At 50.6% G+C, this 18,619-nt stretch carries 21 protein-coding genes; 16 read left to right on the forward strand and 5 right to left on the reverse strand.

All coding sequences use genetic code 11. The features are described 5' to 3' along the window. Positions 1-113: 113 nt before the first annotated feature. Genes ACHH0Z_RS02555 through ACHH0Z_RS02590 form a run of 8 tightly spaced genes read left to right on the forward strand, consistent with a single transcriptional unit; the run spans position 114 to position 7,104 of the window. Positions 114-1,934 (forward strand): hypothetical protein, encoded by a 1,821-nt coding sequence (locus ACHH0Z_RS02555; RefSeq protein WP_045407434.1) that lies wholly within the window; start codon positions 114-116, stop codon positions 1,932-1,934. Next, positions 1,934-2,650 carry a hypothetical protein gene (locus ACHH0Z_RS02560; protein WP_045407429.1) on the forward strand — a complete coding sequence of 239 codons (717 nt, stop codon included), beginning with the start codon at positions 1,934-1,936 and terminating at the stop codon, positions 2,648-2,650. The genes ACHH0Z_RS02555 and ACHH0Z_RS02560 overlap by 1 nt, the downstream gene beginning before the upstream one ends. Continuing rightward, positions 2,647-2,922: a phage baseplate plug protein gene (locus ACHH0Z_RS02565; protein ID WP_032656038.1), complete on the forward strand. Its 276-nt coding sequence runs from the start codon at positions 2,647-2,649 to the stop codon at positions 2,920-2,922. The genes ACHH0Z_RS02560 and ACHH0Z_RS02565 overlap by 4 nt, the downstream gene beginning before the upstream one ends. Next, complete coding sequence (locus ACHH0Z_RS02570; RefSeq protein WP_045407426.1) at positions 2,922-3,941, forward strand: hypothetical protein; 1,020 nt, start codon at positions 2,922-2,924, stop codon at positions 3,939-3,941. The genes ACHH0Z_RS02565 and ACHH0Z_RS02570 overlap by 1 nt, the downstream gene beginning before the upstream one ends. Beyond that, a complete protein-coding gene (locus tag ACHH0Z_RS02575) occupies positions 3,938-4,654 on the forward strand; it encodes a hypothetical protein (protein WP_045407424.1) in 717 nt (238 codons plus the stop codon). Before ACHH0Z_RS02570 ends, ACHH0Z_RS02575 begins: the two co-directional genes overlap by 4 nt. Continuing rightward, complete coding sequence (locus ACHH0Z_RS02580; protein WP_045407421.1) at positions 4,651-4,983, forward strand: hypothetical protein; 333 nt, start codon at positions 4,651-4,653, stop codon at positions 4,981-4,983. Before ACHH0Z_RS02575 ends, ACHH0Z_RS02580 begins: the two co-directional genes overlap by 4 nt. After that, the gene (locus ACHH0Z_RS02585; RefSeq protein ID WP_045407418.1) at positions 4,980-6,398 is read left to right on the forward strand and encodes a ubiquitin-activating E1 FCCH domain-containing protein; all 1,419 of its coding nucleotides are present in this window, start codon (positions 4,980-4,982) and stop codon (positions 6,396-6,398) included. The genes ACHH0Z_RS02580 and ACHH0Z_RS02585 overlap by 4 nt, the downstream gene beginning before the upstream one ends. A 1-nt stretch (position 6,399) precedes the next feature. Continuing rightward, positions 6,400-7,104 (forward strand): hypothetical protein, encoded by a 705-nt coding sequence (locus ACHH0Z_RS02590; RefSeq protein ID WP_045407415.1) that lies wholly within the window; start codon positions 6,400-6,402, stop codon positions 7,102-7,104. 4 nt (positions 7,105-7,108) lie between these two features. Here the strand turns inward: ACHH0Z_RS02590 and ACHH0Z_RS02595 are convergent, their stop codons facing one another. Next, positions 7,109-7,543, reverse strand: a complete 435-nt coding sequence (locus tag ACHH0Z_RS02595; RefSeq protein WP_145974675.1) for a hypothetical protein — start codon at positions 7,541-7,543, stop codon at positions 7,109-7,111. Between ACHH0Z_RS02595 and ACHH0Z_RS02600 the strand changes: the two genes are divergently transcribed. The 5 genes from ACHH0Z_RS02600 (at position 7,542) to yedD (ending at position 11,395) form a co-directional block, all read left to right on the forward strand. Then, on the forward strand, positions 7,542-8,180 hold the full coding sequence (locus tag ACHH0Z_RS02600; protein ID WP_239519683.1) for a hypothetical protein: 639 nt from the start codon (positions 7,542-7,544) through the stop codon (positions 8,178-8,180). The two genes, ACHH0Z_RS02595 and ACHH0Z_RS02600, sit on opposite strands and share 2 nt — an antisense overlap. A 2-nt stretch (positions 8,181-8,182) precedes the next feature. Next, entirely contained in the window at positions 8,183-8,596 is a 414-nt protein-coding gene (locus ACHH0Z_RS02605; RefSeq protein WP_052672909.1) for a tail fiber assembly protein, read from the forward strand. Between the two features lie 909 nt (positions 8,597-9,505). Next, positions 9,506-9,895, forward strand: coding sequence for a S24 family peptidase (locus ACHH0Z_RS02610; RefSeq protein WP_045407407.1), 390 nt, complete (start codon positions 9,506-9,508; stop codon positions 9,893-9,895). A 400-nt stretch (positions 9,896-10,295) separates the two neighbouring features. Further along, a complete protein-coding gene (locus ACHH0Z_RS02615) occupies positions 10,296-10,808 on the forward strand; it encodes a DUF4823 domain-containing protein (RefSeq protein WP_072050655.1) in 513 nt (170 codons plus the stop codon). A gap of 173 nt (positions 10,809-10,981) precedes the next feature. Beyond that, positions 10,982-11,395, forward strand: a complete 414-nt coding sequence (gene yedD, locus ACHH0Z_RS02620; protein WP_023293875.1) for a lipoprotein YedD — start codon at positions 10,982-10,984, stop codon at positions 11,393-11,395. Positions 11,396-11,488: 93 nt separating this feature from the next. Here the strand turns inward: yedD and amyA are convergent, their stop codons facing one another. The 4 genes from amyA to fliD are packed head-to-tail and all read right to left on the reverse strand — an operon-like array spanning position 11,489 to position 15,258. Next, entirely contained in the window at positions 11,489-12,976 is a 1,488-nt protein-coding gene (gene amyA, locus ACHH0Z_RS02625; protein WP_021241382.1) for an alpha-amylase, read from the reverse strand. 51 nt (positions 12,977-13,027) lie between these two features. Next, positions 13,028-13,402, reverse strand: coding sequence for a flagella biosynthesis regulatory protein FliT (gene fliT, locus ACHH0Z_RS02630; protein WP_008500332.1), 375 nt, complete (start codon positions 13,400-13,402; stop codon positions 13,028-13,030). Positions 13,403-13,407: 5 nt separating this feature from the next. Next, positions 13,408-13,812 (reverse strand): flagellar export chaperone FliS, encoded by a 405-nt coding sequence (gene fliS, locus ACHH0Z_RS02635; protein WP_025912252.1) that lies wholly within the window; start codon positions 13,810-13,812, stop codon positions 13,408-13,410. Positions 13,813-13,833: 21 nt separating this feature from the next. Then, positions 13,834-15,258 (reverse strand): flagellar filament capping protein FliD, encoded by a 1,425-nt coding sequence (gene fliD, locus ACHH0Z_RS02640; RefSeq protein WP_025912253.1) that lies wholly within the window; start codon positions 15,256-15,258, stop codon positions 13,834-13,836. A gap of 401 nt (positions 15,259-15,659) precedes the next feature. Between fliD and ACHH0Z_RS02645 the strand changes: the two genes are divergently transcribed. The 3 genes from ACHH0Z_RS02645 to ACHH0Z_RS02655 all read left to right on the forward strand — a co-directional run bounded on the left by ACHH0Z_RS02645 (position 15,660) and on the right by ACHH0Z_RS02655 (position 18,601). Then, positions 15,660-16,484 carry a flagellin gene (locus tag ACHH0Z_RS02645; RefSeq protein WP_045407404.1) on the forward strand — a complete coding sequence of 275 codons (825 nt, stop codon included), beginning with the start codon at positions 15,660-15,662 and terminating at the stop codon, positions 16,482-16,484. A 62-nt stretch (positions 16,485-16,546) separates the two neighbouring features. Continuing rightward, complete coding sequence (fliB, locus tag ACHH0Z_RS02650; protein WP_045407402.1) at positions 16,547-17,752, forward strand: flagellin lysine-N-methylase; 1,206 nt, start codon at positions 16,547-16,549, stop codon at positions 17,750-17,752. A gap of 129 nt (positions 17,753-17,881) precedes the next feature. Next, positions 17,882-18,601 carry an RNA polymerase sigma factor FliA gene (locus ACHH0Z_RS02655; RefSeq protein ID WP_008500338.1) on the forward strand — a complete coding sequence of 240 codons (720 nt, stop codon included), beginning with the start codon at positions 17,882-17,884 and terminating at the stop codon, positions 18,599-18,601. The last annotated feature ends 18 nt before the right edge of the window (positions 18,602-18,619 follow it).

The following is an 18,619-nucleotide window of genomic DNA, read 5'->3' on the forward strand; positions in this document are numbered from 1 at the left end:
TAACGAGGGTTTCTGGCGGGTGATCAGGGAAATTACCGGCGAAGAGTTCGCCAGCCCGGCGCAGTACCGCCAGCGTTACATTATTTCCGCGCTAAAAGACAGGGGTTCCTTCAATGGTGGCTAAGTCTATTGTCGATATTGACGTAAATGACGACAAGTTTGTCGCGTTTATGGAGAAGTTCAAAGAATATCAGGCTGCACTTGAGGGACTTCCTGAAGCATGGCGCGGGCTGGCGCATGGCGCCACTGATGCCACCAAAGAGACGGCGAAAGCGAAAACAGAGGGCGACCTACTGGCTAAAGCCTTTTCTGAGGGGGCAAGCGCGATTCTGTCGATAAACAGCGGCCTTGAGCGGCTTACCGACAGTCTGGACAGGGCCAACAAGAGTCAGGAAGACTTCAACAAGAAAACTCGCTCATCAAAGGGGTTTTTGAGTGACGCCACGAAGGACGCGAAATCGCTGGCCGGGCACATAAGGGATGCAACCACAAGCCTGCTGTCATGGGGTGGTATCGTCGGCCTGTTCACTGGCGTGCTTGGCGTCGGCGGTCTCTTCGGGCTTAACCGCCTGGCGGCCACAACCGGATCCCAGCGTTTCACCTCTCTCGGGATCGGGACGAGCATCGGCGCGCTGGACTCCACAGCCATTAACTACCAGAAAGCACTAGGCAACCCGACAGGGACGCTGGGGGCCATCCGAGACAGCCAGATGGATCTGTCAAAGCGCTGGCAGTTTCAGGCTCTCGGGATCAATAACCCCGACCAGGACCCGGCGAAACTCCTGCCGCAGCTGATTCGCAATGCGCGTGACATTTTTGTCAAAAACGGCAGCACCCTGCAGGGGGCCAACGCCTATGGCCTGACGAACTTTTTCAGCCTTGACGACCTGAATCGCTTTAAAAATATGAGCGATGAAGAAATCGATGCGATGGAGCGCCGGGCGCAGAAGGATGCGAAGTTACTGCAGATCACCGATCAGCAGGCGCGGCAGTGGCAGGACTTCAACGTCCAGTTGGATTACAGCGGACAGAGCATCCGTAACACGTTTGTGCGCGGGCTTGGACCGCTCACACCGCAACTGAGCAAGCTTTCTGACGCGCTGGCTGGTGCCATTGATACTGTGCTGCAGTCTCCAGAGTTGGGTAAATGGATTGACGGGCTGGCGGGCGGTATTGAGCGCTTCGGGAATTACCTGGCATCGCCAGAGTTCACCAAGGACGTTGACAGCTTCATGGCTGGCATTGAAAAGCTTGGGGCGCTCATCGGGAAGGTTTACGACTGGGTTGTGGGTAAAACCGACATCTCAGTATCGGATGTGACTTCCGGATCCTCAATACTGAGCGACAAGAAGGTCACGGACCCGAAGACTGGACAGACTTACACGCCGGGTTCAGAAGATGACCCGCGGGTGTGGGGATGGCTGAAGGGCGTTAAGAGATTCTTCTCCAGTGGCGATGTTAAACCTGTCGACCCAACTCCTGCGGATGTCTCCGCTAAAGGACGGACGATCGCTGACAGGTTCAATAACCCGACCAATCTGCGCTGGGCTGAGGGGTACGGTACGCACAACACGAAGAGCGGGAAATTTGCTGTCTTTCCTACTCTCGATGAGGGCGTGCTGGCATCGGCGAAACAGCTGCAAATTTATGGCACCCGCGGCATCAACACAGTCAGCGAAATAGCGAAAAAATGGGCGCCGTCGAACGAGAACGACACAGCGGAGTACATCCGGCATGTCGTTAAAACGACCGGGCTTGGCGCTAACGACAGGCTGAACCTCAACGACCCTGCAATTCTGGCAAAACTCATCTCCGCTATGTCCACGAAAGAGGGGGCCGGAAACCGGGTTAGCGAGGGCGCGGTTATCCAGATATTCAACAACACAGGCGGCAATGCCATCGTTTCATCATCACAGCTTGGAGTGACTGGATAATGGCATTTACTCGCGAACTCTACCGGCTTGGCTTCGAAATATCCCCTGTTATCCTCTGCAATGGAGTTGCGGAGGCTATCCCCGGCGGCATGCTGCCAATAGTGGCATTAACCCAGAGCGCCAGCTTTGTAACCGGGCTGATCGGCGGGGCAATCAGCCTTACCGATCTGGACAAATATTTCTGTCACTGGCGGCCAGTTCAGGGCGCAACGATGGTTGACTATGACATCGCTCGCTATCCGTTCGCTAACCAGACTGTCGCAGCTAACGCGCTTCTTGCACAGCCGCTGAGGGTCAGCCTGATGATGGATGCGCCAGTGAACGAGAATACCGGCGCCATGACCAAGCTGGTAACGCTGAGCGCGCTGCAGGCGGTGCTTCAGGCGCATGCCAACCTGGGCGGGACTTACATCGTGGCCACGCCGTCAATCATCTACAACAACTGCATCCTGAAAACTGTTAAGGACAGCTCAACCGGTAATGATCCGCTTCCGCAGCGGTCCTGGCTCTGGGATTTCGAGCAGCCGCTGATTAGCGAAACTGCAGCTGATCAGGCAGTAAACAGCTTCCTCAGCAAAATTGATGGTGGTGACCAGAACAACAGCAGCGCATGGACAAACACTGTCAGTGCACTGGGTAACACATCGCTTGGCGGTTCGGTTACAGAGGCGATAACGGGCGTGATCGGCAAGCTGCAGGGGGTATTTGGCATATGAGCACCGTCAATTACCCGTTTACCGGGCTTGAGAGGAAGAGCATGACGTTCTCGCCGGTTCTCGACGGGACGGTATACACCTGCCAGATGAAATGGAACATCGCCGCGCAGCGCTGGTATTTGCTGATCACCAACAGCGCCGGCAACCCGGTGCTGAATACTGCCGTTGTTGGGTCGACATCATCAGGTGGAATAAACCTCCTGAATGGGGTGTTCACATCGACGACCATGATCTGGCGTGAAAAAAACGGGCAGATTGAGGTAACGAGCTGATGCGCTATTACGAAATTAACATTTTTGATGGCGACACCTTAATTCAGCAATATTCCAGCCTGAAGAACGGAGTCTATAACCCAGGCGCGCTGATGGTCGAATTCGACATCATGCGCTTTGGTGAATCAACGCCAGCAGGGGAAACCCATCTCACTGTGTGGGGCATCGGCCCTAAAGATATGCAGCAGGCCAGACAGAACCTATACGGTAAGCGAATTCAGATCTTTGCCGGAATGTCGAAGGGGTTGCCGCTAGCGGGAGTGTGGGACAAAAAGCTTGCCATAGAGGGGACCATTTTCCAGGTGTTCGGCAACTGGCAGGGCACAGAGCTACGGCTTGACTTCATCATTGTTGCGGGCCCTGTTAACACCACGGCCCGCGGGCAGATGGTGCCTCTTCAGGTGACCATGCCATGGTCTATGGGGCAGAAACTCTCCGTTGCGCTGACACAATGTGTCATGACGATGGGGGGATTTACACCGAACATAAGCATCAGCGACAGGCTGACGCTGAATTACGATCGCCCCATGTTTTGCGGCTCCCTCACTGAGCTGGCAAAAAACCTGAGGGCGTTTTCGCTATCCCGCATCAAAGACCCCGGCTATACGGGGGTGGAAATTGCCGTGGTCAATGGCAACGAAATCCGGGTGTGGGATAACGACTACGCCAACCACCCGGATCAGGGTTCAAAAACCAGCGCGACGGAAAGGAGCAAAAACCCTGTCCAGATAAATTTCAATGACCTGATAGGTCAGCCAACGTGGATCAGCTTTGGTGTCGTCAGCGTCATCTGCGTTATGCGAGCTGACCTTCAGACCGGCGATCACATCCTGATGCCGGAAAAGGCCAGGCCGATGATTCAGGCATCCTCTTACTCGCAGTTTCGCGATGACTCAGCGTTTAACGGCGAATTTGTCGTTCAGTCGGTGAGGTTGCTGGGTAACAGCAGGCAGCCGACAGCAGAGGCGTGGATCACGGTGATTGAGGCATACCCGGCGGAGGCGGTTAAGACAAAATGAGTGTTGACCAGAAGCTTAATTTCGGCCGGAACATGAACCGGTTCGCGGAGCAGAAATTTAATGAGGCGTTTCAGGCGGCCGGGAAAATACTGCCTGCCAGCATTGTTGAGCAGAAAGGAAATATGGTCACGGTAGCTTTCGAGCTACATGACACGCCATACGTTTTCCCTAATGTCACGATCCCACTCTTCGGGCCGCAGTACATTCGATATCCGATGCAGCCAGGAGATAAAGGGATTGTTATTCCTGCAGACACCTATCTTGGCGGCGTCAGCGGGCAGGGCGGTGGTATCGCCGACCTAACCCCCCCCGCCAACCTTAGCGCCCTGGTATACCTGCCGATAAGCAACACCGAATGGGAGGCCGTCGACGGGAACGTTGTCACCATTTACGGGCCTGAGGGAGTGACCATTCGGGATCAGGGTAGCAACACGACGTTTCTGCTGACGCCTGACAGCGTAACAATCGCTGCCGTGGACCAGTTCAAGGTCACTGTCGGCAGCACGGTGCTAACTCTTACGCAGGGAATGTGGAGCATCACCGGAGAGACCGGGAATCTGCAGGACTCAACCGCCAGTACCAGCCCGGCGATTATGCATACCGGTTGGGCCGCCCTGGTTGCATGGTTGAATGCTCATCAGCATTCAAACGGTAATGGCGGTTCAAACACCGGAGCCCCAATCACGACTTTCAACGGGAATATCACGCAATGAGAACCTACGGAAGAGAAGCGGGCGGCAAGTGGGTGCTGGTGGTGCCGGATGAAAATGGCTTTAACGACTCCATCTATCTTACGACGCTGATCCAGAATCTGAAGCTGGCGCCGCAGGAGTCGCCGTTTTTTGCAAACAACGGAATCCCGGCTCAGAGCTCGGTCATTCAGCAGGTGCTGCCTACCTACTATGTCGACAGGCTTCAAAGGCAATTTAGCCAGTATTTTTCATCGCTGCAGATAGCCATGGTAAGTGATGACCCGCCCGTATACAACATTTCGGCGATAACTAACGCCGGTTCTAAAATTATCACAACGGTGAACGTATGAGTGATTTGTCCGTTAGCTATGACGCAGTCGGGCCCGTGCCGAAAACATCCGAAGAACTGCGCGCAGATTTAGTTTCCAGAGCCACTGAGTTATCACCGGGCATCACTACGGACCTTCCTGGATCGCTGATTGAGGATATCGTCGGTACCGACGTTGGCGCGCTGCTTATTGCTGATCAGATCCGCGTCGACCTCATAAACTCTGTTGGCCCGCTGAAAGCGAATATGTACATGCTGAACCTCCTGGCGCAGCAGGCAGGAATTAGCGCACAAAAAACGGAGGGATCGACTACCGTTCCTGTGACGTTTAGCGGTCCAGCAGGATTCGTCATACCGCAGGGGTTTCTGGTCAGCGACGGCACTTATACCTACCAGATCGCTGATGCGACAGTGGTCCTGTCTTCAGGCGTCAGCTCGATGGTAACAGCTGTTGCGACAAACACCGGTTCGTGGGCCGTTCCGGTCGGTTCTGTTAACCAGATCCTCACCAGTCTGCCGTCTGACATTGCCCTGACCTGCACCAACCCGGTTGCCGGCACCCCTGGTGGAGCGCCTGAAACTAACTTCGAGTTTCGCGAGCGCGTCTGGGAAGCTCAGATGTCGACTGTGCAGGGATATCCTGGCTTTATCCGCCAGAAGTTAACCGACCTGAGTGATGTTCAGGCTCGTCTTGTTTCCGTAGTTCAGAGCGGTAATGCATGGATTGTGATGTGCGGTGGCGGTGATATCTATGAAATGGCCGGGGCAATTTATAAGTCAGCTGGCGATATCAGCAGGCTCAAGGGAGCAGACCTGAATGTCACCGGGATCACCAATGCGAACCCTGGGGTTGTCACGACTGACATCACTCATGGTTTCAGCTCAGGCCAGGTGATTCGTATCGCCGGCGTAACAGGGATGAGTGGCGTCAATAACGTTGACCTTACCATTACCGTACTGAGCCCCCACACTTTCTCTATTGGCATAAATACCACTGCCTCAGGGGCATGGACAGGCGGCGGAATTGTAACTCCGAACCTGAGGAATAACGTTGTAACGATCAACGACTGGCCTGATGACTACCTTATTCCTTTTGTAATTCCGCTGCAGCAGCTGGTAACGATAAAATTTGAATGGGCAACAGAGAGCGTGAATTATCTCACGGATGCGACTATCGCCTCACTGGTGTCTCAACCTGTAATCAACTACGTAAACGGGATATTCGCTGGCAAGCCGATGAACATCAACAACGTCAAGGATGTTTTCCTTCAGGCCATTAACGGTACGCTGGACATGAGCCTGATCTCAACCTTGAACGTTATTGTTACTGTGAATGGCATTATCACAGACGTGGACGCCGGGACAAATATCATCAGCGGTGACCCATACAGTTACTGGTATATAGCCTCAAATGGGGTGATTGTCGACGGGATATAACATGCTTGAAGATATCATTAAATCATACTTGTATACGCAGTATAAAGACGATGATGACCTCCAGGCATTCGTCAGCGCATATAACGCCATGGCTCAGGAAATTTATTCATGGATGATTAACGCTAATCTGCCGATTTTTGTCGGTGGTTATAATGTTGGTGATCAGCTGAAATGGACAGCCAGAGGGATATACGGCGTGAAGCCACCAGTGCTGGTTAGCGGAAAGCAGAGCACATTTGGCCCATTCAATGCCGTAATGTTTAATCAGTTGCCTTTTAACGGAAGAAAGGTAGTCAACCAGTCAGAGCAGGTTGTTGTGTCAGACGATCTTTTCAAGCGCATAATGACATGGAATTTCTATAAAGGTGACGGATATTACTTCACAATCCCATGGCTGAAGCGTCGCATAATCCGATTCCTGACGGGCATTGATGGCATGGATGTTGTTAATGATCAGCGATGGAGTGTTTCAGTTTTATTCTCTGGTTCTGGCGCCAGCATCTCTATAATCAAAGGATACCGACGACTTACTAACTCTTCCCTTTACAATTCATTTGGATTTAACAACAGAGTTTTCAATCAGAAAACTAGCGGCGTGATAAAGAGTACGAAATATGAATATGCAGAATTATTCAAGCAGGCCTTTGATAGCGGCCTGCTCCACATGCCTTTTTATCAACCCGTTTCAGTCACAATAGTTGGCTAGCGATTCATTGGTGGACTGAAGAGTTTCCTTTGATTAGAATTTTATAATTCCTGCTGCTAACTACCATATCCAGGAATATTTTCAGGCATAAAGAAATTGTCAAAAGCATAATAACTACAAAAAACAACATCACAACAAACTTGATGTTCTCAAGTGGCGGGACTCCTTCCTGCGCCCACATTTGAATAGCAAGAGTGATAAGAAATGCAGAAAGAAAAATAGTTAGCGTTGCAACTCCAGAGAGGATTGTGCGGAAAAAGGCTACAGATAAATTAATCATAGAGAACTCCTGTTTATAAGATTCAGCAATCATAACACTGCCAGCAACCAATAGCGGCAGATAATACCATCCCGGAGGAATAATGGCACTTTTACTGTTGGCTGCTAATAACGCCCAAAGCGTTCTGGCTGCCGGGATAAGCGCGTCCGCAACAACCATGACGCTGAATACTGGTACTGGTGCTCTTTTCCCTGCGCCAGTTTCCGGTACCAGTTTCTTCAAGTTAACGTTGATTGATGCTGCAACAGGTCAGATAAGCGAGATCGTGCATGTCACCGCCAGAACAGGAGACACGCTTACGATTGTGAGAGCCCAGGAGGGCACGCTGGCTCGCGCGTGGTCTGTAAACGACATTGCTGCCAACATGATGACTGCTGGCACGTTGAGCTATATTTTCGATAACTACGCAACAATTGCCAGTCTCGGAACAGCAGCAGAAAGGAACGTAGGTACCGGTTCTGGTCAAATCCCCGACATGTCATTTTTTGCAGGAACCAGTGCTAGTAGCGGATATCAATATTTCCCAAATGGGAAATTGATCCAGTGGGGTACTATCGGCCTTAACTCTTCACCCTCAGGAACTACTATTGGAGTATTCCCTATAGCATTTCCCTCAACTGGCTACCAGATAGTCGTAACACATGACAACCCACTCGATGGTACGCTTGCGTATGGAGCCGCAAGCATTATTAGCCCGACACAATTTAGAGTGAACGCATGCGCAATTAACACGAGCACATTTACCCTGAATCCAGGCTATGCAATGACACTTCGCTGGTTTGCTATCGGAAAATAAAAATGAACAGATATCTGTATGATGCGGTAACTAATGCCTTTTATCCATTAGCATTGAAGTCCATCTACCAAGAAAGTGGCTCCTGGCCTGCTAAGGGAGTAGATGTTGACGAAGAAACTTACGAAGAGTTTCAAAATCCTCCGACCGGGAAAGTGAGAGCGCCTGATAGCGAAGGCAACCCATCTTGGGTAGATATTCCGCCCGCTCCTAATGAAGATTTACGAAAAGCAGCTCTTTCTATGCTAAGCAATACCTATCAGGATGATATAGAAAAACTCAACAGGGCGTGGCTGGCTGCTGCCGTTAATGATGGTGTAAATGAAACGACAAAAAAAGATGCAGTTTTAGTGCAGATTAATGCAAGAAAATCGCAGTATGCAACAGACAGGGCAGCAATTATTGCTCAATACCCATAGCTGAGTGGAGAAACGCATGCAAGACAATGAATCCTCACAAACTAACGAAGTACAGTCATCTTCTGAAATAACTGAAGTTAGATTCTGCCCTATTTGTGGAACACAAATGTATCAAGGGATGCGCTATGGATTCCTTTGTTGGATTTGTCCTGAGTGTGACTTTGATGAGCCTGTGTGAACAATAGCATTTTTAAAGAAAGTTAAGCCCACTTCGGTGGGCTAATTGAATTTTACCGGAACTTATCAATCTGAAGGTATCTCATTAGCCCTAATCTAGACGCCTCTTCTGATGCGTCATCATTTGCTTTCAGATAAAAAGAACGTGCTACTGGGTATGGTGCCATCTCGGATGGTAAAACAGAATATGTAAATGACTTGCCTTTATCTTTTATATTACATTTTATGCTCCACTGATGTTCGTTGCTTACAGCGCCGGAGCATTCGGTTGGGCCATAATAACTCGATAGGTATGAACTTAGTCGAGTAACAGCATCCTGAACATAATCAGGTTTGCTCTGCATATAGCCGATAGAACCCATAGAAAGTACAACAAACGAAATTGCTGATGCTGATAAAATTAGATTCCGATTCATACAAAGAATTCCTAGCAATGTGAATATGAAAAGCCGCTGATGAGCATTCGCAGATCGTAGCTATATACATTTTAATGGCTTGATAATAGCCACCAATGACTTCGTACTTAAAGTTGGTTTTGCTGATCAATCACCTTCCATTGATCGTTAAAAGCTATCACGCTTAAGAAGAAGACAAACTTAATGAGCGGTTAAACCCAGGACGGGAGAGGAGGATAGTGAAAATCCAGCTTGGGATTTTTTTCTGTCTGCATATTGATCACCGCCACCGATCAATAATACTGTATTTACATACAGTAACTATCGGAGGTGCATCATGGGATTCCCGAGCCCGGCAGCAGACTACGTTGAAGAACGCATATCACTCGACAAGCGCATCATAACCAGGCCATCGGCTACGTACTTCATGCGTGCAGGTGCTACATACTATCGCGAAGGCATACTCAGCGGGGCGATTCTCGTTGTCGACGCATCACTTAGCCCGTGTGATGGTTCATTGCTGGTTTGTGCTGATGAAGGAGAGTTCAGAATTAAGCGATACAGAACGCACCCGCAACCCCATCTTGAGAATCTGGAAAATGGTAAGCGAGAGAGTCTGCCGGATAAGAACGAAGCATCAGACACATCGCGTCAGGTGTTCGGAGTGATAACGTACATCATCAACGATGCGCGTTCTGGAGAGTTCGATGACTGCCCGGTGATGTGATGGGGCATGGGTGGGACACAAAACAGCACTCGCTCTAAGGTGAACTTAGACGACTGATGTTTTCGACGACTCTAACCATCTGTTATTTGGTGCGCTCTTGGACGATCTTTGTCGATTATGAAAAATGTATGCTCATATCATGGGGATGCAGGTCTAGGTTTTCTAACCTGATGCTATTAATAGTTGATTAACAACCTTACCCCCGATGCGGGGCATGAGCGGGACAAATCCGCTTACGTTTTGGTTCTGGAAAGGTGCTTTACCTGTTCATTTTCCGCCTTCCAGAACCGAACTCTCTGATTCATATCACGCGATATGTTGCGTCTTCATGATGCAGACATAGGTTTTAACAGGACTGCCCTGATAAAATGTAACTTCTTTATTTTACAGGGATAGAAAAGTGAACAGAGTATTTCTGGTTTTTTCTGCAATTTTCCTGGCAGGTTGTTCTGCCAAATACAGCACAAATAATATTCAGGAGCGTACAGAGCACCTGATAAAAGATGTCCCGGTTGTGATATCCCAGCCAACTGATGGCGTTTATGAGACACACACCTATTCAGGTTCTGGCAAAGCAACGGCAGATGCAGCAAAAGCAGCATTTTTACGGCATTCCGATAATGTTATTGTTTTTGCTGACTGCGATGATGTTGCATGTCTTAAAACTAACCATTCAATCAATCGCGGGTATTATGTGGTACCGCAGATACTGCATTGGGAAGATCGCGCAACTGAGTGGTCTGGAATACCTGACAAGATTGAAGTAAAAATCACAGTTTATAATGCTGAATCCAATAATCGGGTTGCATCAACCATTATCAATGGCAAAAGCAAGTGGGCTACCTTCGGTGGCGATCACCCGCAGGATCTGTTGCCGGAGCCGATAAACACCTTCGTCTCAAGCCTCTATTAATTATCTATCAGACCTCTTGCAAAAATCCCGTACAACCGCGTTTTTGTCTGCACGTTGTAGAACGGGGCATCAGAAGAATGCTTGATAGTTATAGTTTCAGACCTGTCGATCTTCGCTGGCAGCCACAGCGCTTTAATGCCACAATATTTTTTTCTTCGAATGCAGGAAAGATGATGAAAAAAATAGCAATTGCTGGCGCGCTGCTGGCACTGACCGGGTGCGTTCAGGTCGATAATTATAAAGAGGTGATCAAGCATCCTGTCCCGGCGCATCTGGCGGGATACTGGCAGTCAAAAGGGCCGCAGAGCAAAATGGTCAGCCCTGAAGCGATTGCCACGCTGGTGGTGACGGAAGAAGGCGATACGCTGGACTGCCGTCAGTGGCAGCGCGTGATTGCCGTGCCGGGTAAAATCATGCTGCGTTCAGACAGTTATTACAACGTGACGCGCAAGCTGGATATCTATCCGCTGGAGCGCGATGGCTCGACGCTTGAGTACGACGGGCTGGAGCTGCAGAAGGTCGATCGCCCAACGGTTGAGTGTGCCGATTACCTGAGCAAGCATCCGCTGGAGAGTAAACTACCGTAGCCGTTTGTTGCCGGGTGGCGCTGACGCTTACCCGGCCTACAAAAGTGCCTTCCCGTAGGCCGGGTAAGGCGAAGCCGCCACCCGGCATGGTTTCTACAGCGCATCCTCAATTACCCACACGCTCACGCTTCCGCCTTTGCAGGTAAAAGTCCCTTCGCCATCCGCCGCCGTGGTGACCGTTTCTTCGCGATTGCCGAGAAAATCACGCCACGTTTTGTTGCCGTAGTTTTCCCCAAGACAAATTACCTTCTCGCCGTCGTCCCCGTTCGACATCACCACCACGCAGCCGGGATCGTCTTCCGTGCCGCTGCGGCTGAAGGCGATGCAGTTAGGATGGTCAAAAAAGAGCGTCTGCACGCCGTGGGCAAATCGCTGGCGCGCGAGGATCAGCTCGTGGAGCTGCTCAATCACAGGCATATCAATATGGTACGTTTCACCGTCTCCACCCGTATCGTCATAGCTGGCGCCAAAGAGGTCAGGATAAAAGACGCTCGGCACGCCATTTTCCCGCAGCAGGATCAACGCATACGCCAGCGGTTTAAACCAGGCTTCGACCGGGGCTTCCAGCGCCTGCAAAGGCTGGGTGTCATGGTTTGCGACGAGGGTGACCGCATGAAACGGATCGGCTTCCACCAGCGTGCCGGTAAAGATTTGGCTCATGTCGTAATCCCGGCCCTGACGTGACGCCTCGTGGAATTTCATCTGCAGGGGGGCATCAAACAGCATGGTTTTGCCTTCGACCTGGTCGATATAGGCCTGAAGTTTATCCACCTCGTGAGACCAGTATTCCGCCACGATAAACAGCGGCTGGTCGGCGACCTCCTGGACGTGCTCAATCCACTCTTTGTAGAACCAGGCGGGAATATGCTTGACGGCGTCCAGGCGAAAACCGTCGCAGCGCGTCTGTTCCATGACCCAGCGGGCCCAGTATTTGATCTCCTCGGTCACGGCGTGATTGCGAAAGTCGATATTTTCGCCCATCAGATAGTCGAAGTTACCCATCTCATCATCAACCTGATCGTTCCACCCTTCGCCGGTGTAGTCGTTGACGATTTTAAAAATGCCGTCTTCATCGGGGTTTTCAATGTGGTCGACGCCGCTGAAGCATTTGTAGTCCCAGATAAACTGGGAATATTGCCCGGCGCGGGCAGGGAAGGTATAGCGGGTCCAGGCTTCGCACTCGATGACCTCGTCATCGATTTGCGTGCGATCCTGCTCGTTCACGCGCTGAACGCGGACAGGCTCTTTTTCATCGGCACCCATTTTGTGGTTGACCACTACGTCCAGCAGCACGGCAATGTCGTTGCGCTTGAGGGCGTCGATGGCTTCCAGAAGCTGCGCTTTGTCACCGTATTTCGTGGCGATACTGCCTTTCTGGTCAAACTCGCCCAGATCGAACAGGTCATAGGAGTCATAGCCGACAGAATACCCGCCTGACGCGCCTTTATAGGCGGGCGGGAGCCAGATCATGTTAATGCCGATTTCGTTAAGATTGGGGGCTAACGCCGTGACCTCTCGCCACAATTCACCGCCAGCAGGGTAGTACCAGTGAAAACATTGTAACAGGGTGGGGTTTTTCATCATCCTTGCTCCAGAAGCCATTGGCAGACTTCTGGAGTATGGATGAAGAAATCATAGTTGTGTGTCGCGGGTAAAACTTTCTGGGTAAAGAATATTCCCTGACAGCTTTCCATAGGTAGACGTGATGGATTGCTGTTTGCCGGTTTGATCGATCAGATTGCGCAGTTCGTCCATTCGGACTTTCAGCAGCGCTTTTAGCGCATTCTCATTTTCAAGGATCATTTCCAGCAGCGCACGCGCTTGCTCAACCTGAGCCGGAGGGCATGACATAATGGGTGTTTGAGAAATCCTCTCCACCAGTTGTACATAATGCATTTCCTGCTCGATAAGCGCATCCCATTGACCAGAATGTGCGAGATTTAGCATAGCAATGCTCTGAGCATGTAACGCCTGCCAGTGGCTAAGCGCTGCGCTGGGATTATTCATCAAAATTATCCTGAAATAGAGGACGCATTGGGGCCGATTTGCTTCCACGCATCCGCAATGTTGTTTAATAAACCCTCGACTTCAACAATTGCGTCTACGTCATTACTGACATTCGCCAGTAACAAACGTCGAACCATATATTCGTACAAGGAGGCAAGGTTACCGGACAACTCGCTCTCAACCTCCATGTTCAGTCCTGCTTTTAAACCGTTGTCGATGATGTTGATGGCTTTGGATAACGCTTCGCCTTTTTCACGAATTTGTCCGGCTTCCAGGAACAAACGCGCGCGGACAAGGGCGCTATGCGCCCCGTCGAACAACATGACAATCAGCTGGTGTGGACTGGCATTCATCACTGCGCTTTCGACTCCTATCTGCTGATAGGATTGAACACCAGAGGTGTTATACATATCCACTCCTCAATGCGACGACTATTTCTGTGAGAACTGTTGGGTCAGGTAGTTGGCTGTATTGGTCATTTTGGTGACTAATACGTCCAGGCTGGTGAACTGGGTTTTGTAACGCGCCATGGTGGCTTCAATTTGGGCATCCATGGCATCGTAACGTTCACCCAGAGTTTTCAGCGTTTTGTTGATCCCGTCTTTCGCGTTCTGGATCACACCGGCGCTGCCGGTACTGGTGCTGAGCATGGAGGTCAGCGTGTTATTCATCTGAGTCGCCATGCCGGTTTTCTTCCCGTCACCGACAAAATACTGCTGTACGGCGTTCGGGTTTTCGGTCAGCGCTTTTTTCAGCTTGTCGGTATCGACCTTCAGGTTACCGACGGTACCGTCTGCGCCTTTTACCGGGTCCTGGGTAATCCCCAGTTGGGCCATGATTTGAACAGAGCCGGCCTGCACTTCGGTCAGCAGACCGCGCAGCTGAGACTGGATCCCACGCACGTTCGCATCACCGACCAGCGCGCCGTTGCTGGTAGACTGGCTGCCAGAGCCTGCATCGACCGGCACATATTTTGTCAGGCTGTTAATGGTGGACTGCAGCGAGTTGTACGCCGTGACCCAGTCCGTAATCGCCTTCTGGTTAGCATCCGTTGCGCGAGTCACCTCTAGTGTTTCATCTGCCTTGCTTTCTGCTTTCAGCGAGAAAGTCACGCCAGGCAGCGCATCGGTAATGGTATTCGACTGGCGCTCGATAGAGATGTTGTTCACCACCACAATCGCGTTCTGCGCGTCGGTGTTCACCGTCAGCGCGCCCGTTTTGGTGGTTGAATCGTAGCCAATTGCGCTTTGCAGCTTGGCGTCGCCGGTGACGCTGACGGTCATCGCACCATCGGTACCGGTGGTTTTTGATGACAGCATCAGGCGGTAATCACCGTCTTTCGCTTTAATAACGCTGGCGGTGACGTTGCCGTTCGCTTTGTTAATAGCGCTCGCGATCCCGGCCAGCGACGTATCACCATCGGCCAGTGTGACCTCTAAAGGCGTTTTCGTGCCCGGCTGGGTGATGGTGATTTTACGGGTCGTACCTGTCGTATCGCCTAACAAATCCGTGTTGTTTGCATAGGAGCCGGTTGTGAGCGCCTGTGCCTTTGCAACCTGGTTGACGTTAACCACAAAGGAACCCACGGAGGCGTCAGCCGTCGTCGTGGCGGTAAAGGCCGTGTTGGTGCTGCTCACGGACGTTGAGTTCCAGGTGGTGGCTTTACCCAGTGCAGCGGTGGCAGTCTGCAGCGATGTCATGGCGCTCTGCAGCTTGCCGTAAGCGCTTAACTGTGCGTTATACGTTGATTGCTGGGAAGTAATCGTCGTCAGCTTGGTTTTCTCTGCCGCTTCCAACTGATTATATAAATCCCCGAGTCCTGCAGAACCTATCCCGAGGTTACTGATAGTAGCCATGCATATTTTCCTTAAAATACGAAAGTAGTTCAGGACTCTTATCGGCCTCTTAACGCAAAAGTTTACGATGGTGAGAAAAAAATAATCCAAAGAATAGGCACGTCCTGGCGGGGTTAATGAAAGGATTGCACTTTAGGATCATTATCCGCGCATTTAAAACATGAATAAGTGTGTGCCCTTTTGGTCATCTGTTTGCGCGTTAAAAAAGCGTAAATAATAACGCTTTGGCAAACCTTAATTGATTTTTTAAAAATAAATCTGTTAGTAATCAGCTGGTTGTAATTTTTTCAAAATTGATTCTAAAGTCTTTTGGGGACCCGTCGATAACCTTGTTGACGGTGAGAGACGCTGTGAGTGTTAGGCACCGGACCTAAAACCCAATTTTTGAAGGAAAGAAAATTATGGCAGTTATCAATACTAACCTGTTGTCCCTGACCACTCAGAACAACCTGAACAAATCTCAGTCTTCTCTGGGCACTGCTATTGAGCGTCTGTCTTCAGGTCTGCGTATCAACAGCGCGAAAGACGATGCCGCTGGCCAGGCGATTGCAAACCGCATGACCTCCCAGATCAAGGGGATGAATCAGGCAGCACGTAACGCCAACGACGGTATCTCCATGGCGCAGACTGCTGAAGGCTCCCTGAACGAAATCAACAACAACCTGCAGCGCGTTCGTGAACTGGCTGTTCAGGCAAGCAACGGCACCAACAGCACCTCTGACCTGGCTTCTCTGCAGGATGAAGTAACCGCTCGTCTGGCTGAAATCAACCGCGTTGCGGGCAAAACTGACTTCAACGGCATCAAACTGCTGGATGGTTCTGCTGGTGCAGCTGGCGTAGTTAAAATTCAGGTTGGCGTGAACGACGGCGACACCATCGATCTGGACCTGAGCGGTGCTAAAGCTGACACCACCACCCTGGGCGTGAACGCTATCGACCTGAAAAGCGTACAACCTACCGACCTGGCAACTATCGACGCAGCTATCGCTAAAGTTGATAAAGCACGTTCAGGCCTGGGTGCTGTGCAGAACCGCTTCACTTCTGCCATCAACAACCTGAACAACACCTCTAACAACCTGTCTGCTGCTCAGTCCCGTATCCAGGACGCTGACTACGCAACTGAAGTTTCCAACATGTCTCGCGCGCAGATCCTGCAGCAGGCTGGTACTTCTGTTCTGTCTCAGGCAAACCAGGTTCCACAGACCGTTCTGTCTCTGCTGCGTTAATTTTACGCGTGAAACCCCGCTTCGGCGGGGTTTTTTTATCTCTGCTATTTGAGAATCCGCCTGTGAAACAAATCAGTGTCACTCAACCAAAGCTGGTCGCAGATTTTTCATGTGTCGGTGGGGAATGCCGTGAACATTGTTGTCAGGGCTGGACCATCGCGTTTGATAAATCCTCCGTTAACCGCTATCTGAACAGTAAAAATGCCGCCATTCGTCAGACTGCAAAAACGGCGATAAAAGTCACCAAAAAAAACTATGACCACTGGGGTGAAGTGATTTTCCATACGGAAAGTAAAAACTGCCCGTTTATGGATACGGAAAAACTCTGTTCTGTTCATGGCGCCATGGGCGTCCAGGCCTTAAGCCCAACCTGTTCGACATTTCCACGGACAAGCCGGGTCTATAAAAATGAAATCGAAAAATCGCTGAACCTCTCGTGTCCGGAAGTGACCCGACTTCTGTTGAACGATCGGGAGTCTATGTCGATGATGGAATCGGTTATTGTCCAGCAGGACGTCAATAACGCGCCAATGATTGATTTGAAGGCCAAGGTCATCAATCTCTTCTGCCAGAATATATTCAGCGTTGAAGGTGTTAGCGTTGAAGAACAGGTTTACGCCGTGGTGAAATTCCTCATGGTGGCTGAAAAGCTCGATAATCTCGAAGAGAATATCGGCACGCTCGAAACAGTCTATTTCTCGCTGGTTAACGAGCTGGTGAGCGGTAAAATCAAGACGGAGCTTGGCGGGTTTAATCAGAACTACAGCCTGAAATTCGCGCTAATTTCGCTCATCCAGAGCTATTTTACGAAGAAAGCGACAGCCCGCGGCGGTGCGGTATTAAATCGTTATTTTACCCAGCTTTATCAACAGTTTGAGTCTACTGGTGACACCGTTCCGGCAGAGAAGGTCATGGAAAACATCGAGTCCGTCTGGCGCGATGTGGCAAGCGGTTACCTGGCGACCAATGACCATTTATTTAAGAACTTTTTTAAATACAAACTCTGGGAGCAGGCCTTTCCGCAGAACAACGGCCGCAGCATGCTGAATAACCTTTATTTAATCGTCGCGGAGTACTATTTCCTGAAAACGTTACTTGCCGGTCAGGCTATCGTGGCGGGGAAAATTGAACAAGATAATATCATTGATGTTATTTACAGCTTCCACTCCCTTAGCCAGCATAATCAGGAAGCGGGAAAGCTCTTTCATCAACATATAGATAGCGTCAAACTGGGCGACGATCTTTCATTGTTGCAACTGTTAATTTAGGCAGAAAAGTTGCCCCGGTTGTGGGCAACCTCAGAATAACCTCACTTTATCCCGCTTTTTCATCCAATTGAACGCCCTGCAGAATCGGATAATCATGCCGATAACTCAACTAACGCAGGGCTGTTTATCGTGAATTCACTCTATACCGCTGAAGGTGTAATGGATAAACACTCGCTGTGGCAGCGTTATGTCCCGCTGGTGCGTCACGAAGCATTGCGCCTCCAGGTGCGCTTGCCGGCGAGCGTGGAACTCGACGATCTGCTACAGGCGGGCGGTATCGGGTTATTGAATGCAGTTGACCGATACGACGCTCTGCAAGGAACGGCATTTACGACTTACGCAGTTCAGCGTATTCGTGGTGCGATGCTGGATGAGCTGCGCAGCCGTGACTGGGTACCGCGCAGTGTTCGCCGCAACGCACGCGAAGTGGCGCATGCGATGGGGCAGCTGGAACAGGAACTGGGACGCAACGCAACGGAAACCGAAGTGGCGGATCGTCTTGGCATTGCTGTTGAAGAGTATCGTCAGATGTTGCTCGATACCAATAATAGCCAACTCTTCTCTTATGACGAGTGGCGAGAAGAGCATGGCGATAGCATCGAGCTGGTGACGGATGAGCACCAGCAAGAAAACCCGTTACACCATTTAATGGAAGGGAATTTACGCCAGCGCGTCATGGAAGCTATTGAAGCTCTGCCTGAACGCGAACAGCTGGTATTGACCCTTTATTACCAGGAAGAGCTTAACCTCAAAGAGATTGGCGCTGTTCTGGAGGTGGGAGAGTCGCGGGTGAGCCAGCTGCACAGCCAGGCCATTAAACGCTTACGAACCAAGCTGGGTAAGTTATAGGTGATTGATTCACCTTAA

Origin of the sequence: Enterobacter cloacae complex sp. 2024EL-00227 (assembly GCF_043945315.1) — a bacterium.
Classification (GTDB): Bacteria; Pseudomonadota; Gammaproteobacteria; order Enterobacterales; family Enterobacteriaceae; genus Enterobacter; species Enterobacter roggenkampii.

Excerpts from the sequence above, each read along its gene's own strand:
- ACHH0Z_RS02555 (WP_045407434.1), top strand. The coding sequence starts at position 114 with ATGGTGGCTAAGTCTATTGTCGATATTGACGTAAATGACGACAAGTTT.
- ACHH0Z_RS02560 (WP_045407429.1), top strand. The coding sequence starts at position 1,934 with ATGGCATTTACTCGCGAACTCTACCGGCTTGGCTTCGAAATATCCCCT.
- ACHH0Z_RS02565 (WP_032656038.1), top strand. The coding sequence starts at position 2,647 with ATGAGCACCGTCAATTACCCGTTTACCGGGCTTGAGAGGAAGAGCATG.
- ACHH0Z_RS02570 (WP_045407426.1), top strand. The coding sequence starts at position 2,922 with ATGCGCTATTACGAAATTAACATTTTTGATGGCGACACCTTAATTCAG.
- ACHH0Z_RS02575 (WP_045407424.1), top strand. The coding sequence starts at position 3,938 with ATGAGTGTTGACCAGAAGCTTAATTTCGGCCGGAACATGAACCGGTTC.
- ACHH0Z_RS02580 (WP_045407421.1), top strand. The coding sequence starts at position 4,651 with ATGAGAACCTACGGAAGAGAAGCGGGCGGCAAGTGGGTGCTGGTGGTG.
- ACHH0Z_RS02585 (WP_045407418.1), top strand. The coding sequence starts at position 4,980 with ATGAGTGATTTGTCCGTTAGCTATGACGCAGTCGGGCCCGTGCCGAAA.
- ACHH0Z_RS02590 (WP_045407415.1), top strand. The coding sequence starts at position 6,400 with ATGCTTGAAGATATCATTAAATCATACTTGTATACGCAGTATAAAGAC.
- ACHH0Z_RS02600 (WP_239519683.1), top strand. The coding sequence starts at position 7,542 with ATGACGCTGAATACTGGTACTGGTGCTCTTTTCCCTGCGCCAGTTTCC.
- ACHH0Z_RS02595 (WP_145974675.1), bottom strand. The coding sequence starts at position 7,543 with ATGGTTGTTGCGGACGCGCTTATCCCGGCAGCCAGAACGCTTTGGGCG.
- ACHH0Z_RS02605 (WP_052672909.1), top strand. The coding sequence starts at position 8,183 with ATGAACAGATATCTGTATGATGCGGTAACTAATGCCTTTTATCCATTA.
- ACHH0Z_RS02610 (WP_045407407.1), top strand. The coding sequence starts at position 9,506 with ATGGGATTCCCGAGCCCGGCAGCAGACTACGTTGAAGAACGCATATCA.
- yedD (WP_023293875.1), top strand. The coding sequence starts at position 10,982 with ATGAAAAAAATAGCAATTGCTGGCGCGCTGCTGGCACTGACCGGGTGC.
- amyA (WP_021241382.1), bottom strand. The coding sequence starts at position 12,976 with ATGAAAAACCCCACCCTGTTACAATGTTTTCACTGGTACTACCCTGCT.
- fliT (WP_008500332.1), bottom strand. The coding sequence starts at position 13,402 with ATGAATAATCCCAGCGCAGCGCTTAGCCACTGGCAGGCGTTACATGCT.
- fliS (WP_025912252.1), bottom strand. The coding sequence starts at position 13,812 with ATGTATAACACCTCTGGTGTTCAATCCTATCAGCAGATAGGAGTCGAA.
- fliD (WP_025912253.1), bottom strand. The coding sequence starts at position 15,258 with ATGGCTACTATCAGTAACCTCGGGATAGGTTCTGCAGGACTCGGGGAT.
- ACHH0Z_RS02645 (WP_045407404.1), top strand. The coding sequence starts at position 15,660 with ATGGCAGTTATCAATACTAACCTGTTGTCCCTGACCACTCAGAACAAC.